The sequence below is a fragment of the Streptomyces sp. NPDC020958 genome (assembly GCF_055562175.1).
The window spans coordinates 79,541-96,809 of the sequence record NZ_JBVHFU010000020.1 but is presented as its reverse complement, the minus strand read 5'-3'; the positions used below and the strand labels follow the sequence as shown (position 1 = coordinate 96,809).

The following is a 17,269-nucleotide window of genomic DNA, read 5'->3' as shown; positions in this document are numbered from 1 at the left end:
AAACATCGCTCACGCGAGCGGTACGACCGCGGAGATCCGCTTGCCCCCGGAGGGCAGCCCGGCGACCTCCACGTCCCGGGCCAGGCGGCACACGATGGGCCAGCCGCGGCCCCCGACCCGCCAGCGGTGCCGCTCGTCCACGGCCCGCTCGACCACCGGCACCTCGTCGCTGTGGTCGCTGACCGAGACCCGTACCGCGCCCGCTTCGACGTCGACGTCGAACCCGGTGATGCCGCCGCCGTGCAGGATCGCGTTGGTGGCCAGTTCCGAGGTGACGAGCAGCGCGTCCTCGAGGCCGGTGGCGCCGAGGGCCACGGCATGCCTCGCGATCTCGCCACGGACGGCTCTGCGGGCGTCGGCGGGCTGGATCGGCGGTGGCAGGTGCGTCGCGGGCGGCGCCACCGCTGAGTCGGTCCGGTACTGTTCGCGCATCCTTTCGCTCCCTGGGTGCTGGACCGGTGGGTCTTCGGGTTCCCGTCGGTGCGGGCCTCTTTCTTTCGGCTCACCTGTCGCGGCACGGCCAAACCCGTTGAGGGCCTCCAGGGGCTCCCCAAAGTGAAACGGGTCACGTAGCCTGTTCCTGGTTGCGCGAAACCGCTCCGGATGGTTTACCGTTCACCCATAAGTGGTCGAGGAGTTGACATCGGGTCCTCCCCGCACCACCTCTGACGGCCCTGGCTGGCCTCCCCCGTCCAGCCAGGGCTTTTTCCTGCCCGGCCGGCGATTCTCACCGCCTTCGAGGTGCCCGGCGAGGCGGCAGCGGCTGAAATGGGCGTAGGGAAAGCCCCCGTACCCTCGCCGGCGAGGAGCCCCGCCCATGACCAAAGCCATCAAACTGCTGACCGCCCTCCCCCAGGCACAACGCGAGCGCCTCATGGAGCTGGCACACGAGGTCTCCTTCCCCGAGGACAGCCGGATCTTCGAGGCCGGCGGCACCGCGGACCGCTTCTGGGTGATCCGTTCGGGAGCGGTCAACCTGGACCAGGAGGTGACGTCCCACAAGCGGGTCACCGTCGCCACGCTGGGCGCCGGCGACCTGCTCGGCTGGTCATGGCTGTTCCCGCCGTACACCTGGGACTTCGGGGCGGTGGCCTTCAGCCGGGTGCGGGCCTACGAGTACGACGCGGCGGCCGTGCTCGCGCTGTGCGTGGAGGACCCGCTGCTGGGTCTCTCGCTGGTGCGGACCGTCGCCGAGATCCTCGCCGGCCGGCTGGAGATCACCCGGGGCAAGCTCCTCGACGCGTACGTCGGGCGCCGGCCCGTGTAGCCGGTCAGACGCGGTAGCGGCGCAGGGCGGGGACGGCCGCGGCCAGGGCCAGCATCGCGACCACCACCAGCAGTCCCCCGCCCGCGACGGCGGCACGCGGCCCGAAGACCGAGCCCGCGGTGCCGTGCAGCACGTCGGCCAGCCGGGGACCGCCCGCGACCACCACCGTGAACACGCCCTGCATCCGGCCGCGCATCTCGTCGGTCGCGGCGGAGAGCAGGATCGCGCCCCGGAAGACCATCGAGACCATGTCGGCGACCCCGGCCGCAGCCAGGAAGGCGGCGCCCACCCACAGGTTCGCACTCAGCCCGAACCCGGCGATGGCGGCGCCCCAGCCGACGACCGCTCCGATCACCATCGGGCCGTGCCGGCGCGCCCGCGAGAAGGTGCCCGAGAAGAGCCCACCGAGGACCGCGCCGATCGGGATCGCCGCGAACAGCAGGCCGAGCGCGAGCCCCTCGCCGTACGAGCCGTAGGTCTGGGCGGCCAGTTGCGGGAACAGCGCGCGGGGCATGCCGAAGACCATCGCGATGATGTCCGCCAGGAACGACAGCAGCAGCACCTTGTGCAGGGAGATGTAGCGGAACCCCTCCGCGATCTCCCGCACCCCGGCCCGCCGCGCCGCGCCGCCCGCCAGCGGCGGCAGCGCGGGCAGCCGGTAGACCGCCCACACCGTGACGCACAACGCCAGCGCGTCGATCAGGTACAGCTCCGGCAGCCCGATGACCGGGATGAGGACACCGGCCAGCAGCGGACCCACCACCTGCCCGGTCTGCATGACCGTGGACCCCAGGGCGTTCGCGGCGGGCAGCTGCCCCTCGGGCACCAGCCGGGCTATGGAGGCGGTACGGGCGGGCGCGTTCAGCCCCCAGAACGCCTGTTGCACGGCGAGCAGCACCATCAGCGCGGCCACCGACTCCGTTCCCGTGGCGGCCTGGAGCCAGAACAGCAGCGAGGTGACACCGATCCCGGTGTTGGTGATCAGCAGCAGCTTGCGGCGGTCCATGCTGTCGGCCACCGCGCCGCCCCACAGGGCGAACACGATCAGTGGCAGCAGCCCGGCGAGGCTCGCGGCGCCCACCCAGGCCGAGGAGCCGGTGATGTCGAAGATCTGCTTGGGCACGGCCACCGCGGTGAGCTGGCTGCCGACCGAGGTGACGACGGTCGACGACCACAGCCTGCGGTAGGCGGGGATGCGCAGCGGGCGGGTGTCCATGGCCCAGCGGCGCCAGCCGCGCCGGGGAGGGGAGGCCGCGGTCCCGTCAGAGGGCTCGGTGCCGGATCGGGTGCTGCTCTCACTGGTGTCCACGGGCGTCCTGGTCTTCTTGAATGCTCGCTACATCTTTCGATTCGGCATTCACTATCCCAGCAACGTCCGCGGCCGCCGAACCGGTTGCCCCAGGAAGCGGCTGCCGGAAGGTCCGGGCGGCTCAGGATCCGGCCACCAGCATCAGGCCGAGACCGAGCATGGTCAGCGCCACCAGGCCGTCCAGCACCCGCCAGGCGGCCGGCCCGGCGAGCCACCGGCCGAGCAGCCGCGCCCCGAAGCCGAGGGCGGTGAACCAGCAGAGGCTGGCCAGGGCGGCGCCGAGACCGAAGGTCCAGCGCAGGTCACCCCGGTCGGCGGCGAGGGAGCCGAGCAGGAACACGGTGTCCAGGTAGACGTGCGGGTTCAGCCAGGTCATGGCGAGGCAGGTGAGCACCGCCCGCCGCCGGGACCCCGCCGCCTCGCCCTCGGTGCGCAGTCCGGCGGCACCGGGCCGCAGCACCCGGCGGGCGGCCAGCGCGCCGTAGCAGAGCAGGAAGGCACCGCCGATCAGGCCGACCGCCCGCACCGCGCCCGGCCAGGCCACCACGATCGCGCCGACACCGCCGACGCCGAGGGAGATCAGCAGGGCGTCAGAGAGGGCGCAGATGCCGACGACGGCGAGGACCGCGTCCCGGCGGACGCCCTGGCGCAGGACGAAGGCGTTCTGGGCGCCGATCGCGACGATCAGCGAGAGGCCGCTGCCGAAACCGGCGGCAGCGGCGGCGAGGGAGCTGGACATGACCTCGACGCTACGGAAGCGATCATCTGACGTACAGCTAAGGATTTTTACGTACCCTTAGCTGATCTGATGATGGGAGGGAACCGTGGAGCTTCCCCTCGACCAGGTGCGGACGCTGCTGGCGGTGGTCGACGAGGGCACGTTCGACGCGGCGGCCGCGGCCCTGCACGTGACGCCGTCGGCGGTCAGCCAGCGGGTGAAGGCGCTGGAGCAGCGCACCGGCCGGGTGCTGCTCCGGCGCACCAAGCCGGTGCGGCCGACGGAGTCGGGCGAGGTGCTGGTCCGGTTCGCCCGCCAACTGGGCAGGCTGGAACGGGACGCGCGCGGCGAACTGGGCATGAGCGGCGCCGGGGAGCCGACCCGGGTGTCCGTCGCGGTCAACGCGGACTCGCTGGCGACCTGGTTCCTGCGGGCGCTGACCGGCCTGTCGGGGATCTTCGTCGAACTGCGGCGGGAGGACGAGGACCACACGGCGGCGCTGCTGCGGGAGGGGCTGGTGATGGCGGCGGTCACCTCGGCGCCGGACCCGGTGCCCGGGTGCTCGGTGCGGGCGCTCGGGCGGATGCGGTATCTCCCGGTGGCGGCGCCGCAGTTCGCGGCGACGCACGTGCGGGGTGAGCTCGCGGACGCGCTCGCCGAGGCGCCGGTGCTGGTGTTCGACCGGCGGGACGACTTCCAGGACGGGTTCCTGCGGCGGCTGGGGCGCGCCGGGGCGAGTGCGCTACGGCATTGCGTACCCACCTCGGAGGGGTTCGCGGACGCGGTGACGGCCGGGCTGGGGTGGGGGATGGTGCCGGAGGCGCAGGCGGAGCCGCGGTTGCGGGAGGGGAGGCTGGTGCGGCTCGGGGGGCCGGAGTCGTGGGTGGACGTGCCCTTGTACTGGCAGCAGTGGAAGCTGGATTCGCCGGCGTTGGGGGCGGTGGCCGAGGCGGTGGTACGGACGGCGGGGGGTGCGTTGCGCCGGCCTTAGTCGTTCTGCTTGTCATCGGGCGGGTGCGCGGTGGCTGGTCGCGCAGTCCCCGGGCCCCTGAAGGAACGCCTGCAGTCGACGTTCGGCGCTGTCCAGGAGCATGTCCAGGGCTGTCGGGTACGCGCTGGTCACCATGCGTTTCGCCAGCAAGGGGGCGGCTTCCGCGATGCGGGGGTGGGTGGCGCGGGGCAGGCGGGCGTAGGTCGAGTGCCACTTGGCCTCGTCCGCTCGCTGGGAGTCCTTCGGCAGGGCCAGGGAGGCCGCGTCCAGGGCCGCGAAGGCCAGGGTCTGGTCGATGAAGGCGTGGTAGACGCGGACGGTCTCTGCGAGCGGGAACCCCGCCGTGCGCAGGACGTCCAGGATCGCCTCGTCGGCCGCCAGTTCCTGGGGCCGCCCCGTCACCCGGTTCGCCGTCAGCAGGGCCGCCTGCGGGTGGGACACGTACTGCCCGTGGATGCGCAGCCCGATCGAGCGCAGGTCGGTGCGCCACTCCCCCGTCGGCGCCCAGCCGGCCAGCGCCCGGCCGATGAGGGCGTCGCCGATCGCGAGGGTCAGGTCGTCCATGCCCCGGAAGTAGCGGTACAGGGTGCTCGGGTCGCAGTCGAGGGCGAGGCCGAGCCGGCGGGCGGTGAGGCCCGCGCTGCCGTGCTCGCGCAGCAGCCGCAGGGCGGTGTCGACGATCAGCCGCTCGGACAGCACGGTACCGCCGCGGGTCGGACGGCGCCGGCGCCTCCTGTCCTCCGGTACGACCTGTTTGGGCATGACGCGCTCCCCTGCCGTTCTTATGCCAACGCCATTGACCTTATGCGAAGGACCGGCGTTTGATTCCGGCCAAGGCGCCCCGTACTCGACCTCGCACTTCGTTCGAGAAGGAGAATTCGCCATGCGTGTACTGCTCGTGGGAGCCGGTGGTGTGGGCACCGCCGTCACCCGGATCGCGGCCCGCCGTCCGTTCTTCGACGCGATGGTGGTCGCGGACTACGACCCGGCCCGGGCCGAGGCGGCCGTGGCGGCCGCCGGCGACGGCAGGTTCCGGGCCGAGCGCGTCGACGCCGGGGACGAGTCGGCGGTGGCGGCGCTGCTGGCCCGGCACGGCTGCGACGTGCTGCTCAACGCCACCGACCCGCGCTTCGTGATGCCCCTGTTCCGGGCCGCCCGCACGGCCGGCGCGGGCTATCTCGACATGGCGATGTCGCTGTCCAGGCCGCACCCCGAGCGCCCGTACGAGGAATGCGGGGTGAAGCTCGGCGACGAGCAGTTCGCGCTGGCGGCGCAGTGGGCCGAGGCGGGGGCGCTGGCACTGGTCGGCATGGGGGTGGAGCCGGGTCTCTCGGACGTGTTCGCACGGTACGCGGCCGACGAGCTCTTCGACGAGATCGAGGAGATAGGGATCCGCGACGGCGCGAACCTGACGGTGGACGGCTACGACTTCGCGCCCTCCTTCAACATCTGGACCACCATCGAGGAGTGCCTCAACCCGCCCGTCGTCTACGAGAAGGGACGTGGCTGGTTCACGACCGCGCCCTTCAGCGAACCAGAGGTGTTCGAATTCCCGGACGGGATCGGCCCGGTCGAGTGCGTCAACGTCGAGCACGAGGAGGTGCTGCTCGTGCCGCGCTGGGTGGACGCCCGGCGGGTCACCTTCAAGTACGGGCTGGGCGGCCAGTTCATCGAGACGCTGCGGACCCTGCACCGGCTCGGCCTGGACAGCACCGTCCCGGTGGCCGTGCCCGGCGCCGGCGGGCCGGTCGCGGTCTCGCCCCGGGACGTGGTCGCCGCCTCGCTGCCCGACCCGGCGACGCTGGGCGGGCGGATGCGCGGCAAGACCTGTGCGGGCACCTGGGTGCGCGGCACGAAGGACGGGCGACCGCGTGAGGTGTATCTCTACCACGTTGTCGACAACCAGTGGTCCATGGCGGAGTACGGTTGTCAGGCCGTGGTGTGGCAGACGGCCCTCAACCCGGTCGTCGCCCTCGAACTCCTGGCCACCGGTGCGTGGTCGGGCTCGGGCGTCCTCGGTCCGGAGGCGTTCCCGGCCCGCCCGTTCCTCGACCTGCTGACCGAGTACGACTCGCCCTGGGGTCTGCGGGAGCAGTGACATCCGCGAATCCGAGGCGACTTGCCCGTTTCAGCGGTGCCCGCTCCGGTGACCCGAAGCTGAGCAACCCGAACTGTAAACGGCAGAGTCGACTTGGATCGCAGGTGACATCGATGGACAACTGGCGAGACCACGCCGAGTGCCGCGACGAGGATCCCGACCTCTTCTTCCCGATCGGCACCACCGGCCCCTCACTGCACCAGACGCGGCGGGCGAAAGCGGTCTGCGAGCGTTGCCCGGTTCAGGACCAGTGCCTGGACTGGGCGATGGAGACGGGGCAGGCCGTCGGCATCTGGGGTGGTACCACCGAGGCGGAGCGCCGGCTGCTGACCCGGCGCAGGAAGGCCGCCGCGCGCCGGTTCAGCTGACGTCGGCCGGGGCCGGGGCTCCCGGCAGCCGCAGGGTGAACCGGGCGCCTTGGCCCGGCTCGCTCTGCGCCTCGGCGGTGCCGCCGTGGGCGGCGACCAGGTGCCGCACGATCGGCAGCCCGAGGCCGCTGCCCCCGGTGCGGCGGCTGCGGGACTTCTCCGCGCGCCAGAACCGTTCGAAGACGTGCGGCAGGTCCTGCGCCGCGATGCCCGGCCCGGTGTCGGCCACGGTGAGGACGACGTCGTCGCCGTCGTGACGGGCGGTCAGGGTGACGGTCCCCCCGGCGGGGGTGTGCCGGATGGCGTTGGAGACCAGGTTGCCGAGCGCCTGCCGCATCCGTACCGGGTCGGCGTCGAGCCAGGCGGTGCCGTCGGAGTCGGTCAGCAGGGTGACGCCGGCCGCGTCGGCGGCCACCCGGTGGGCGGCGGCGACCTGGTCGACCAGGTCGGCGGCGCGGACCGGTTCGCGGTGCACACGCAGGGTGCCGGCGTCGGCGGCCGCCAGGTCCTGGAGGTCGTCGATGATCCGCTGCAGGACCAGGGCCTCCTCGTGCAGGGAGCCGAGGAGCGCCGGATCGGGGGCGACCACACCGTCCTTGGTGACCTCCAGCCAGCCTCGGATGTTGGTGAGCGGGCTGCGCAGTTCGTGGGCGATGTCGCTGACCATCGCCTTGCGCTGCTCCTCCAGACGTTCCCGGCGCTCGGTCAGGTCGTTGAACGCCTCGGCGAGCAGGCCGGTCTCGTCCCGGGTGCGCACCGGTGCCCTGGCGTGCAGTTCGGGCGGCTGCTGTGCGGCGAGGGTGAGCGCGCGCAGCGGTCGTACCAGACGGGTGGCGACGACGGCGGTGACGGCGACCGTGATCGCGAGGACCAGTCCGGCCGCGCCGACGATCCTGGTCTTGCTGGCCCGGGACATGTCGAAGCGGGGCGCGATCTGGTCGCCGATGCCGAGGAACAGTTCGGCGGCGGGGGCGACGTAGGGTTCGAGCTGGGTGCGACGGGCGTCGGTGACGCAGTTCCGCGCGGCCCGGTCCGGCTGCCGCTCGGCGCCCTTCCTGGTGACGAGGAACCTGCCGGTGACCGGATTGCGTCCCGTCGTGTCGTAGGTCAGGGAGAGCGGGCCGCCGAGGTCCAGGTCCCGGGCCCGCAGGCAGGGACGGGCCAGATCCGTGAGGGCGCCCAGTGCCTTGGCCTCGGTGGCGGTCGGGACGTCGAGCACGTCGGTCGCCTCCGCCCTCGGCGTGTCGTAGACGTGGCCGCACCCGACCTTGATCTCCAGGGCGGCGTCCCCGGCGTCCTGGACGACGACGTACGGCCGTCCGCTCGGGACGTGCTGGACACTGGTCGCCACGCCCACGCGGTCGAAGCACGTCCGCTCCTTCTTCGCGACCAACTCCAGCTTCTCGCGCTCCGGCGCGGTGAGCCGGAACGGTCCCACCGCGCGCGGGTCGATGCCGCTGAGCTGGGCGCCGAACTCCGTGTAGGTGTCGGTGTGCAGGGGGTCCACGGCGGCGGCCGGGCGGGGCGGGAGCGGGGTCCCGCCGGGCGCCGAGTCGGCGATCAGGGTGCGGTCGGAGGTGGTCAGGGCGATCCTGCGGCCGGTCCTGGCGGCCAGGGTGCGCACGGTGTGCCCGACCCCGGCCCAGTCCGGGTGGTCCGCGGCGTACCCGCTGAGCTGGGCGAGGATCCGGTTGTCGGCGGCGAGGTCCTGGCCCTGTTCCTCCTCCAGTGCGCTGGTGGTGGTCGTCACCGCGAGCCAGGCGGTGGCGGCCACGGAACAGACGGCGATCAGCACCGAGGTGAACAGCAGCCGCACCAGCAGCCGTTTGCGCCACGGTATCCGCGGCGTCACGGCCTGCCGCCGCTCAGTTTGTAGCCGACGCCGAACACGGTGACCAGGCGTACCGGCCGGCGCGGATCGGACTCGATCTTCCGGCGCAGGTTCATCACGTGGACGTCGACGGCGCGTTCGGTGGAGGACCGGTCGAAGCCCCGGGTGCACTGCAGCAACTGCCGGCGGGTGAAGACCCGGTCGGGTTCCCCCGCCATGGCGAGCAGGATCTGGAACTCGGCCGGGGTCACCTCCACGGGTTCCCCGTCGCGGCGCACCTCGTGGCGCACCGGATCGACGCTGATCCCGGCGGCGATCACGGCGGGCTCCTCCCGGACGGCGGCGCTCCGTCCGCTGCGCCGCAGGATCGTCCGGATCCGCGCCATCAGCTCTCGGGGGCTGTACGGCTTGGTCATGTAGTCGTCGGCGCCGAGTTCCAGGCCGAGCAGCACGTCGTCCTCGTCGGAGCGGGCCGTGAGCATCAGCACCGGGATCTCCGGGTCGCCGCCGCGCAGCACCCGGCACACGCCGAAGCCGTCGACGACCGGCAGCATCAGGTCGAGGACGACCAGGTCGGGCCCGAGCCGCCGGGCCGCGTCCAGCGCCGCGGCGCCGTCGTGGACCACGGTCGCGGTGTGGCCCTCGGCCAGCAGCGACCGCCGGATCAGCTCGGCCTGCATCTCGTCGTCCTCGGCGACCAGCACATGCGCGCACACGGGTTCGGATCCCAGGCGTCTACTGTGCGAGCCAGTCGGCGTACCCCATGACGACCACCGGATGCCGGGCCGGGTCGAGGGTGCGCAGCAGTTCCTTCATGTGGGCCTTGGCGACACTGACGCAGGCGTGCGTGGGGCCCCCGTGGTCGACGTGCAGCCAGACGCCGCCACCGCGGGCGGCGCCCAGCGGCCGGGTCCAGTCGAGCGGTGAGGTGCCCGGCTCACGGTTGTAGTTGATGGCGACGACGTAGTCGAAGGAGCCTTCCAGCGGCTCGCCCTCGAACCCGGTGCCGGGCGCGTGGAAGCCGTTCGACCGGTGGTACGGCAGCTTGCTCCCGGGGTCGGCCAGCAGGCCTCCGGCGTCGGTCAGCCCGTACACGCCGACGGGGGAGCGCAGGTCCCCGGCCATGTGGTGCTCGCTCCAGCCGTCCCTGCCGTTGTGTGCGGGCCAACTGGCGCCGGGCTGCCACGTGGTGTCGTCGCGCTCGTAGAGGACGACGGAGGACACCGGGGAGTTCCTGCCCCGCCCGGAGGCGACGACGACCTGCTCCGCCCGCTCGGGTATCGCGGCCGTCGTCTTCGGTCCGAGCCCCGGTATGCCCTGGCCCTGCGGGCCGCTCCCGGCCGTCGGGGAGGCCGTCGCCCGCGCCGCCCGGCCGTCGTCGGCGGGGCTCTGCGCGGCCTCGGCGCCTCCCCCGCAACCGGACAGCAGAAGGGGGGAGGCGAGAAGGGCGACAGCTGTTCTGCGTTGGATCATGAGTCCGACTCTGGCCGAGAAATGTAAGGAACTGGTCAGCTTTCGCGCCCTCTTGGGGCGCGGGGCTGGGTCGTCACGGCTTGCCCTTCTTGTACAACCACGTCTGGAACAACGACCCGAGGTCGACCCCCGACTGCCCCTCGGCCAGCTTCACAAACTGAGCCGTTGTCCCGTGCCCGTACCGGTGTTCACTCGCCCAGGCGCGCAGGATCCGGAAGAAGACCGCGTCCCCCACCGCCTTCCGCAGCTCGTGCAGCGCCATCGCCCCACGGGCGTAGACCGGTTCGCCGAAGATGTTCTTCCCGCTCCCCGGGTCCCCCGGCGGGTACGCCCACAAGGCGTCGCTCGCCGGCTTGGCGTACAGCGCGTCGAAGGTCTTCTGCGCGCTGTCGCCCCCGTGCTGCTCGCTGTAGAGCCACTCGGCGTACGTGGCGAATCCCTCGTTGAGCCAGATGTCCTTCCAGGCGGTGAGGGAGACGGAGTCGCCGAACCACTGGTGGGCGCTCTCGTGGACGAGGGTGCTGAGGTCGGGCGCGGAGTCGTAGATCGGCCGGCCCTGCGTCTCCAGGGCGTACCCGACGCTCGGCGCGTGGTCGACGATAGCCCCGGCGGACCGGAAGGGGTACGGCCCGAACAGTCGGCTCTCCCAGTCCAGGACCGACGGCAGCTTCTTCAGCACGGGCGCCGAGCCGTTCGCCTCGCGCGGGTCGACCGCGTTGTACACCTTGATCCCGTCCCGGGTGGTGTACTGATCGACGTTGAACTTGCCCACCGTGGCGGTGGCGAGGTACGCGGCCATCGGCTCGCTCTGCCGCCACCGGAAGGTGGTGCGCCCGGCCGAGGTGTGCTGTGCGACGAGGACGCCGTTGGCGACGGCGGTGCGCCCCTTGGGCACCGTGATCGTGAAGTCGTACGACGACTTGTCCTTGGGGTGGGTGTTCGCCGGGAACCAGGTCATCGCGCCCTGCGGCTCCCCGGCGACGAACGCGCCGTCGTCCGTGGGGATCCAGCCGTCGGCCGAGCCGTCGGGGTCGGTGACCGGCCCGGGGGTGCCGTTGTAGCTGACGGCGACCCGGAACTCCCGGCCCTTCGCCAGTGCGCGCGACGGCGTGACGACGAGTTCCTGTCCGCTGCGGCTGAAGCGGGCCGTGCGTCCGTCGACGGTCACCCGGGTCACCTTGAGGCCCTTGAGGTCGAGGTCGAAGCGGGTGAGCCGCTGGGTGGCCCGGGCGCTGAGCACGGCTTTGCCGTCGAGGTGGCGGGAGGCCGTGTCGTAGCGGAGCGTCAGGTCGTAGTGGCCGACGTGGTAGCCGCCGTTGCCGCTGAGCGGGAAGTACGGGTCACCGGCGCCCGAGCCGCCGACGGTGCTCGCCGAGGCCGGTCCGGCGGCGGCGAGCAGGGCCGCCACGGCGACCGGGACGGTCGCGAGGACGGCCTCGCGGCGGAGGACTGAGGTACGTCTGCTTGCACCCTGCACGTGCGCTCCTTCGGAGGGGGTGGCTGATGATCAATGGCCCACACTACGACAGGCGCTGGACGGGGCGGCGGCCGTCCGCACTTCCCCCTCGTTCAGCTCAAGTCGCGCCGCGTCGGCGGCCGGTGGCGGGAGTCCGCCGCGTACGCTCGCGGGACCGTCACCGAGCCGAGAGGTGCCCGACCGTGAGCGTGCGCGTCCGCAGGATCTACGAATCGCCGGAGCCGGACGACGGGGTGCGGGTCCTGGTGGACCGGCTCTGGCCGCGCGGGGTGTCCAAGGAGGACGCGCACGTGGACGAGTGGCCGAAGGGGCTGACGCCGTCCACCGGGCTGCGCCACTGGTTCCACGAGGGCGGCTCCTGGGAGGAGTTCACCCGCCGCTACGAGGCGGAGCTCGACGCTCCCGAGGCCGCCGAACTCCTCGACGGCCTGCGGAAGACGGCCCGGAGCCGGAAGGTCACCCTGCTCACCGCGTCGAAGACGCCCGAGGAGAGCCACGCCGGTGTGCTGGCACGGCTCCTGGCGCAGTGAGCTACGCGGTCTGCTGCGCCGCCGCCCGGCCCGCCGCCCGGCCGGAGAACAGGCAGCCGCCGAGGAAGGTGCCCTCCAGCGCGTTGTAGCCGTGCACCCCGCCGCCGCCGAAGCCGGCCACCTCGCCGGCCGCGTAGAGCCCGCCGATCGGCCTGCCGTCGGCGCCGAGGGCACGGGAGTCCAGGTCGGTCTGGATGCCGCCGAGGGTCTTGCGGGTGAGGACGTGCAGCTTGACGCCGATCAGCGGACCGGCGGCCGGGTCGAGGATGCGGTGCGGGGCGGCCACCCGGCCCAGGCGGTCGCCGATGTACCGGCGGGCGTTGTGGATGCCCTGGATCTGGGAGTCCTTGCTGTAGGAGTTGTGGATCTGCAGGTCGCGGGCGACGATCTGGCGGCGCACCTCGGCCGCGTCGAGCAGGGCCTTGTCGGTGAGGCCGTTCATCTTCTCGACGAGCTGGTCGAGGGAGGTCGCGGTGACGAAGTCCGCGCCGTGGTCGAGGAAGGCCTGCACCGGGCCGGGCGCGCCCTTGCCGAGCAGCCGGTCGCGCAGGACGGCCCTGCGGTCCTTGGCGGTGATGTCGGGGTTCTGCTCCGAGCCGGAGAGCGCGAACTCCTTCTCGACGATCTTCCGGGTGAGGACGAACCAGGAGTGGTCGTACCCGGCGATGTCCTCGGTGGTACGCAGGTACCGCAGGGTGCTCAGGGTGTCGTAGCCCGGCAGGCAGGGGTCGGGCAGGCGGCGGCCGAGGGCGTCGAGCCAGATCGAGGACGGGCCGGGCAGGATGCGGATGCCGTGGCCGGGCCAGATCGGGTTCCAGTTCTGGATGCCCTCGGTGTAGTGCCACATGCGGTCCCGGTTGACCAGGCGGACACCGGCCCCGGCGCTGATGTCGAGCATGCGGCCGTCCACGTGGGCGGGGACGCCGGTCACCATCTCGGCGGGGGGCGTGCCGAGGCGCTCGGGCCAGTGGCGGCGGACGACGTCGTGGTTGGCGCCGATGCCGCCGGACGTGACGATCACGGCCTGGGCGGTGAGTTCGAAGTCGCCGACACGGTCGCGGTTGGAGGCGACGCCGCGCGGTGAGTCGTCGTCGGCGAGGACCGTGCCGCGCACGCCGCGCGCCTCGCCGTCCTCGATGACGAGTTCGTCGACCTGATGGCGGTGGTAGAAGGTGAGCAGTCCGTCGCGGGCGGCCTGCTTGGCGTACCGGGCGAAGGGCTCGACCACACCGGTGCCGGTGCCCCAGGCGACGTGGAAGCGGGGCACGGAGTTGCCGTGTCCGTCGGCGCGCAGGTCGCCGCGCTCGGCCCAGCCGACCGTGGGCAGCAGGCCGATGCCGTGGCTCTGCAGCCAGGGGCGCTTCTCCCCCGCCGCGAACTCGACGTACGCGCGCGCCCAGCGCACCGCCCAGGAGTCCTCGTCGTCCTCGCGGTCGAACTGAGCGCTGCCCCGCCAGTCGCTCCAGGCGAGGTCGAGGGAGTCCTTGATGCCGAGGCGGCGCTGTTCGGGCGAGTCGACGAGGAAGAGGCCCCCGAAGGACCAGAAGGCCTGGCCGCCGAGGTTGGCGGCGTTCTCCTGGTCGACCAGGGCGACGCGCCTGCCCCGGTTGGTGAGTTCGTGCGCCGCGACCAGGCCGGCGAGGCCCGCTCCGACGACGATGACGTCCGCGTCCATGGCGTCCGCTGCCTTTCTCATGGGGGCTGATCTCCTTGGGAGCTGACTCACCGGGGGCTGAGCCCGGAGGTCTCGCTCGAGGTGCTGCCGTCGGTCAGCAGCACGGTGAGCAGTTGCTTGAGCCAGGCGCGGGCCTGGGCCACGTCCCGGTCGAGCAGCAGTTGGGTGGTGACGCCGTCGTAGGCGGCGACCACGGCGTGCGCGGCGGAGTCGGCGTCGCCGAGGACGGCGGGGAGCGGGGCCCGGGAGAGCCGGTCGGCGATGGCGTGGCGCAGCCGGGCGCGGTGGTCGAGGAGGGTCCCGGCCACGGCGGCGTCGCGGGCGGCGTGCACCAGGAAGTCCGTCTTCACGAGCAGCCAGTCCACGTCGAGGAGGAGCACCTCGGTGACCCGGTCGACGGAGGCGGGCACGTCGAGGCCGGGCCCGTCGAGGGCGAGCGCGTCGGCGACCTGCCGGCCGATGAGGTCGGCCCTCTCCTGGTAGAGGGCGAAGAAGAGTTCGTCGAGGGTGGCGAAGTTGGAGTAGAAGGCGCCCCGGCTGAACCCGGCGGCCTCGCAGACCTCCTCGATGGAGACCCGTCCGAAGCCCTTGGCGGCGAACACGGTGAACGCCGCGTCGAGCAGCCTGGCCCGGGTCCGCACCCGGCGCCGGGTCACCCGCTGGGGCACGTCGTCGACGGGCATGTTCCGACCTCCGTTCGATACATGAATGTATCGGATACATGAATGTATCGAAAGGGGCCCACCGAGACCCGTCCCTCTTGAACAGAACATATTTTCGATTAAGAGGTAGGCTGGGCGCATGGCCACGCACCTCCAGGGCTCCCTGTTCGACCAGACCGACGAACTGCGGCTCGGCCCCCTCGACCGGGTCCGCAGGACCGTGCTGGGCTCCGGCGCCTGGATCGACGTGCTGCCCGGCTGGCTGACCGGTGCCGACGAACTGTTCGAACTCCTCGCGGCCGAGGTCCCCTGGCACGCCGAGCGGCGCACGATGTACGACACCGTCGTGGACGTACCGCGCCTGCTCGCCTTCTACGGCGCGGCCGACCCGCTCCCCCACCCGGTCCTCACCGAGGCCCGCGAGGCGCTCACCCGGCACTACGCCGACGAACTGGGCGAGCCGTTCACCACGGCCGGGCTCTGCTACTACCGCGACGGCCGGGACAGCGTCGCCTGGCACGGCGACCGGATCGGCCGGGGCGCGCGGCAGGACACCATGGTCGCGATCCTCTCCGTGGGCGAGCCCCGGGACCTGCTGCTGCGCCCGCTGGGCGGCGGCCCCTCGCTCCGGCGCCCGCTGGGGCACGGCGACCTGATCGTGATGGGCGGCTCCTGCCAGCGGACCTGGGAGCACTGCGTGCCGAAGACGGCGCGGGCCGCCGGGCCGCGGATCAGCGTGCAGTTCCGGCCGCACGGGGTGCGCTGAGTTCGGTTCCCGGCCGACCGCCGGTCGGCCGACGGACAGCCGCATGTGGTTGGCTGTCCTGCGTTTCGATCTGTACGTACGGGCGAGCCGGGGAGATCATGCGGGCCGAGGTACACGAAGTCGCCACGGGCACCTATCTGGTGCACGGCAACCACACGAACTGGGTGATCCTCAAGGACGGTGACGCCGTCACCCTGGTGGACACCGGTTATCCCGGGGACCGGGAGGGACTGCTCGACTCCCTCGCGGAGGTGGGCGGTTCGCCGGAGGCGCTGACGGCCGTCCTGATCACCCACGCGCACAACGACCACCTCGGCTCCGCCGAGTACCTGCGCGACACCCACGGCGTCCCGGTCTACCTGCACGAGGCCGAGGTCCCGCACGCGCGACGGGACTTCCTCCAGCAGGTGGCGGTGGGCGACGTGCTGAAGAACGCCTGGCGGCCGGGGGTGGTGCCGTGGCTGGTGCACGTGCTGCGGGTCGGCGGCACCGAGCAGCACCCGGTCACCGCTCCCGAGGCGTTCCCGTCCGCCGTGGGCGGCGCCCTCGACCTGCCGGGCCGACCGGTCCCGGTGCACACCCCCGGCCACACCGACGGGCACACCGCCTACCACCTGCCGGACGCCGGCCTGGTGATCTCCGGTGACGCTCTGGTCAGCGGCCACCGCACCTCGCGGGTCAAGGGCCCGCAGCTGCTGCCCGACATGTTCCACCACGAGCGGGCCCGCGCGGTGGCCTCGCTCGACGTCATCGCGGCACTCGACGCCGACGCGCTGCTGCCCGGCCACGGCCCACTGCACCGGGGGTCCGTGAAGGCGGCCGCCGAGCAGGCCCGCGAACGCGCCGTCTAGGGTTCGGGACATGGCACTGCAGATCAGCGCGACCAATCCGGAGCACCCGGCACTCCTGCTGGAACTCCCCTGGGACGTCCCGCTGGAGGAGTGGCCCGAGGAGTACCTCGTGCCGCTCCCCCGCGGCATCTCCCGGCACGTGGTGCGCTACGCCCGCGCGGGCACCGAGGTCATCGCGGTGAAGGAGCTCGCGGAGCGCCCGGCGCTGCGCGAGTACGAGCTGCTGCGCGACCTTGACCGGCTCACCATCCCGGCGGTCGACCCGCTCGCGGTGATCACCGGCCGCACCGCCCCGGACGGCGAACCGCTGGAGTCGGTGCTGGTCACCCGGCACCTGGGCGGCTCGATGCCGTACCGGTCGATGTTCGAGACGACCATGCGGCCGGCCACCATGCACCGGCTCATGGACGCCCTGGCGGTCCTGCTCGTACGACTGCACCTGGCCGGCTTCGCCTGGGGCGACTGCTCGCTGTCCAACACCCTGTTCCGGCGCGACGCGGGCGCGTACGCGGCGTACCTGGTGGACGCCGAGACCGGCGACCTGCACCCGCAGCTGAGCAACGGACAGCGGGAGTACGACCTCGACCTCGCCCGGGTCAACATCAGCGGGGAGCTGCTCGACCTGGAGGCGTCGGGGGCGCTGCACCCGTCGCTGGACCCGATCGAGTTCGGGTTCGAGATCTGCACCCGGTACGGCGACCTGTGGGAGGAGCTGACCCGGACCTCGGTGTACCCGGCGGGCAAGTACCAGTACATCGAGCGCCGGATCAGGCGGCTCAACGAACTCGGTTTCGACGTCGCCGAGATGCAGATCGAGCACTCCTCCACCGGTGACAGCGTCACCTTCGTGCCGAAGGTCGTCGACGCGGGCCACCACCAGCGCCAGCTGCTCCGGCTCACCGGGCTGGACGCCGAGGAGAACCAGGCGCGCCGGCTGCTGAACGACCTGGAGAGCTGGATGGCCACCCAGGACGACTACGCCCCCGGCGACCCCCTCGCGGCCCGCCCCGAGGTCCTGGCCCACCGGTGGGTGCGGGACGTCTTCCGCCCCACCGTGCGGGCCGTGCCGCTCGAGCTGCGCGGCTCCATGGACCCCGCCGAGATCTACCACGAGCTGCTGGAGCACCGCTGGTACCTGTCCGAGCGGGCCCAGCACGACATAGGCCTGGACGTCGCGGTCGAGGACTACATCGAGAACGTGCTGCCCAAGGCCCGGGAGACGCTGGAGCCGGTCACCCCGGAGTGAACCCCCG

The 17,269-nt window shown here is 72.5% G+C and carries 18 protein-coding genes; 8 read left to right on the top strand and 10 right to left on the bottom strand.

What is annotated here, in order from left to right; all coding sequences use genetic code 11:
• Positions 1-9 precede the first annotated feature (9 nt).
• Positions 10-432: an ATP-binding protein gene (locus ACZ3KP_RS36695; RefSeq protein WP_467504999.1), complete on the bottom strand. Its 423-nt coding sequence runs from the start codon at positions 430-432 to the stop codon at positions 10-12.
• Positions 433-817: 385 nt separating this feature from the next.
• Here ACZ3KP_RS36695 and ACZ3KP_RS36690 point away from each other — a divergent pair, with 385 nt between their 5' ends.
• The gene (locus tag ACZ3KP_RS36690) at positions 818-1,267 is read left to right on the top strand and encodes a cyclic nucleotide-binding domain-containing protein (protein WP_132893962.1); all 450 of its coding nucleotides are present in this window, start codon (positions 818-820) and stop codon (positions 1,265-1,267) included.
• A 4-nt stretch (positions 1,268-1,271) separates the two neighbouring features.
• Here the strand turns inward: ACZ3KP_RS36690 and ACZ3KP_RS36685 are convergent, their stop codons facing one another.
• Positions 1,272-2,576, bottom strand: coding sequence for an MFS transporter (locus ACZ3KP_RS36685; RefSeq protein ID WP_467504996.1), 1,305 nt, complete (start codon positions 2,574-2,576; stop codon positions 1,272-1,274).
• Positions 2,577-2,697: 121 nt separating this feature from the next.
• Positions 2,698-3,315 (bottom strand): LysE/ArgO family amino acid transporter, encoded by a 618-nt coding sequence (locus ACZ3KP_RS36680; RefSeq protein ID WP_358982051.1) that lies wholly within the window; start codon positions 3,313-3,315, stop codon positions 2,698-2,700.
• 85 nt (positions 3,316-3,400) lie between these two features.
• Here ACZ3KP_RS36680 and ACZ3KP_RS36675 point away from each other — a divergent pair, with 85 nt between their 5' ends.
• Positions 3,401-4,285, top strand: a complete 885-nt coding sequence (locus tag ACZ3KP_RS36675; RefSeq protein WP_467504994.1) for a LysR family transcriptional regulator ArgP — start codon at positions 3,401-3,403, stop codon at positions 4,283-4,285.
• Positions 4,286-4,297: 12 nt separating this feature from the next.
• Here ACZ3KP_RS36675 and ACZ3KP_RS36670 read toward each other — a convergent pair whose 3' ends face one another.
• Positions 4,298-5,047, bottom strand: coding sequence for a TetR/AcrR family transcriptional regulator (locus tag ACZ3KP_RS36670; protein WP_467504992.1), 750 nt, complete (start codon positions 5,045-5,047; stop codon positions 4,298-4,300).
• A 121-nt stretch (positions 5,048-5,168) separates the two neighbouring features.
• Between ACZ3KP_RS36670 and ACZ3KP_RS36665 the strand changes: the two genes are divergently transcribed.
• Positions 5,169-6,383 (top strand): saccharopine dehydrogenase family protein, encoded by a 1,215-nt coding sequence (locus ACZ3KP_RS36665; protein ID WP_467504990.1) that lies wholly within the window; start codon positions 5,169-5,171, stop codon positions 6,381-6,383.
• A gap of 113 nt (positions 6,384-6,496) precedes the next feature.
• Positions 6,497-6,751, top strand: coding sequence for a WhiB family transcriptional regulator (locus ACZ3KP_RS36660; RefSeq protein ID WP_358982055.1), 255 nt, complete (start codon positions 6,497-6,499; stop codon positions 6,749-6,751).
• Here ACZ3KP_RS36660 and ACZ3KP_RS36655 read toward each other — a convergent pair.
• The 4 genes from ACZ3KP_RS36655 to ACZ3KP_RS36640 all read right to left on the bottom strand — a co-directional run bounded on the left by ACZ3KP_RS36655 (position 6,744) and on the right by ACZ3KP_RS36640 (position 11,532).
• Positions 6,744-8,603 (bottom strand): sensor histidine kinase, encoded by a 1,860-nt coding sequence (locus ACZ3KP_RS36655; protein ID WP_467504988.1) that lies wholly within the window; start codon positions 8,601-8,603, stop codon positions 6,744-6,746. The genes ACZ3KP_RS36660 and ACZ3KP_RS36655 overlap by 8 nt on opposite strands.
• Entirely contained in the window at positions 8,600-9,298 is a 699-nt protein-coding gene (locus tag ACZ3KP_RS36650; protein WP_358982057.1) for a response regulator transcription factor, read from the bottom strand. The genes ACZ3KP_RS36655 and ACZ3KP_RS36650 overlap by 4 nt, the downstream gene beginning before the upstream one ends.
• Positions 9,299-9,317: 19 nt before the next feature.
• The gene (locus ACZ3KP_RS36645; RefSeq protein ID WP_358982058.1) at positions 9,318-10,055 is read right to left on the bottom strand and encodes a hypothetical protein; all 738 of its coding nucleotides are present in this window, start codon (positions 10,053-10,055) and stop codon (positions 9,318-9,320) included.
• 73 nt (positions 10,056-10,128) lie between these two features.
• The gene (locus tag ACZ3KP_RS36640) at positions 10,129-11,532 is read right to left on the bottom strand and encodes a M1 family metallopeptidase (RefSeq protein ID WP_467504986.1); all 1,404 of its coding nucleotides are present in this window, start codon (positions 11,530-11,532) and stop codon (positions 10,129-10,131) included.
• 182 nt (positions 11,533-11,714) lie between these two features.
• Between ACZ3KP_RS36640 and ACZ3KP_RS36635 the strand changes: the two genes are divergently transcribed.
• A complete protein-coding gene (locus ACZ3KP_RS36635; protein ID WP_467504985.1) occupies positions 11,715-12,062 on the top strand; it encodes a DUF488 domain-containing protein in 348 nt (115 codons plus the stop codon).
• A 1-nt stretch (position 12,063) separates the two neighbouring features.
• Here ACZ3KP_RS36635 and ACZ3KP_RS36630 read toward each other — a convergent pair whose 3' ends face one another.
• Entirely contained in the window at positions 12,064-13,737 is a 1,674-nt protein-coding gene (locus ACZ3KP_RS36630; RefSeq protein ID WP_467505049.1) for an FAD-binding dehydrogenase, read from the bottom strand.
• A gap of 47 nt (positions 13,738-13,784) precedes the next feature.
• Positions 13,785-14,420 carry a TetR/AcrR family transcriptional regulator gene (locus tag ACZ3KP_RS36625; protein ID WP_467504984.1) on the bottom strand — a complete coding sequence of 212 codons (636 nt, stop codon included), beginning with the start codon at positions 14,418-14,420 and terminating at the stop codon, positions 13,785-13,787.
• A 118-nt stretch (positions 14,421-14,538) separates the two neighbouring features.
• On the opposite strand from ACZ3KP_RS36625, the gene ACZ3KP_RS36620 reads away from it, so the two are divergent.
• From ACZ3KP_RS36620 to ACZ3KP_RS36610, 3 genes are all read left to right on the top strand, one after another.
• Positions 14,539-15,165 (top strand): alpha-ketoglutarate-dependent dioxygenase AlkB, encoded by a 627-nt coding sequence (locus ACZ3KP_RS36620; RefSeq protein ID WP_467504982.1) that lies wholly within the window; start codon positions 14,539-14,541, stop codon positions 15,163-15,165.
• 98 nt (positions 15,166-15,263) lie between these two features.
• Positions 15,264-16,016: an MBL fold metallo-hydrolase gene (locus ACZ3KP_RS36615; RefSeq protein WP_467504981.1), complete on the top strand. Its 753-nt coding sequence runs from the start codon at positions 15,264-15,266 to the stop codon at positions 16,014-16,016.
• A gap of 10 nt (positions 16,017-16,026) precedes the next feature.
• Positions 16,027-17,262, top strand: a complete 1,236-nt coding sequence (locus ACZ3KP_RS36610) for a DUF4032 domain-containing protein (protein ID WP_467504979.1) — start codon at positions 16,027-16,029, stop codon at positions 17,260-17,262.
• Positions 17,263-17,269: the final 7 nt, after the last annotated feature.

What these genes read in the sequence shown, in the direction of transcription:
- ACZ3KP_RS36695 (WP_467504999.1), bottom strand. Translation starts at nt 432, where the DNA reads ATGCGCGAACAGTACCGGACCGACTCAGCGGTGGCGCCGCCCGCGACG.
- ACZ3KP_RS36690 (WP_132893962.1), top strand. Translation starts at nt 818, where the DNA reads ATGACCAAAGCCATCAAACTGCTGACCGCCCTCCCCCAGGCACAACGC.
- ACZ3KP_RS36680 (WP_358982051.1), bottom strand. Translation starts at nt 3,315, where the DNA reads ATGTCCAGCTCCCTCGCCGCCGCTGCCGCCGGTTTCGGCAGCGGCCTC.
- ACZ3KP_RS36670 (WP_467504992.1), bottom strand. Translation starts at nt 5,047, where the DNA reads ATGCCCAAACAGGTCGTACCGGAGGACAGGAGGCGCCGGCGCCGTCCG.
- ACZ3KP_RS36665 (WP_467504990.1), top strand. Translation starts at nt 5,169, where the DNA reads ATGCGTGTACTGCTCGTGGGAGCCGGTGGTGTGGGCACCGCCGTCACC.
- ACZ3KP_RS36660 (WP_358982055.1), top strand. Translation starts at nt 6,497, where the DNA reads ATGGACAACTGGCGAGACCACGCCGAGTGCCGCGACGAGGATCCCGAC.
- ACZ3KP_RS36645 (WP_358982058.1), bottom strand. Translation starts at nt 10,055, where the DNA reads ATGATCCAACGCAGAACAGCTGTCGCCCTTCTCGCCTCCCCCCTTCTG.
- ACZ3KP_RS36630 (WP_467505049.1), bottom strand. Translation starts at nt 13,737, where the DNA reads ATGGACGCGGACGTCATCGTCGTCGGAGCGGGCCTCGCCGGCCTGGTC.
- ACZ3KP_RS36625 (WP_467504984.1), bottom strand. Translation starts at nt 14,420, where the DNA reads ATGCCCGTCGACGACGTGCCCCAGCGGGTGACCCGGCGCCGGGTGCGG.
- ACZ3KP_RS36620 (WP_467504982.1), top strand. Translation starts at nt 14,539, where the DNA reads ATGGCCACGCACCTCCAGGGCTCCCTGTTCGACCAGACCGACGAACTG.
- ACZ3KP_RS36615 (WP_467504981.1), top strand. Translation starts at nt 15,264, where the DNA reads ATGCGGGCCGAGGTACACGAAGTCGCCACGGGCACCTATCTGGTGCAC.
- ACZ3KP_RS36610 (WP_467504979.1), top strand. Translation starts at nt 16,027, where the DNA reads ATGGCACTGCAGATCAGCGCGACCAATCCGGAGCACCCGGCACTCCTG.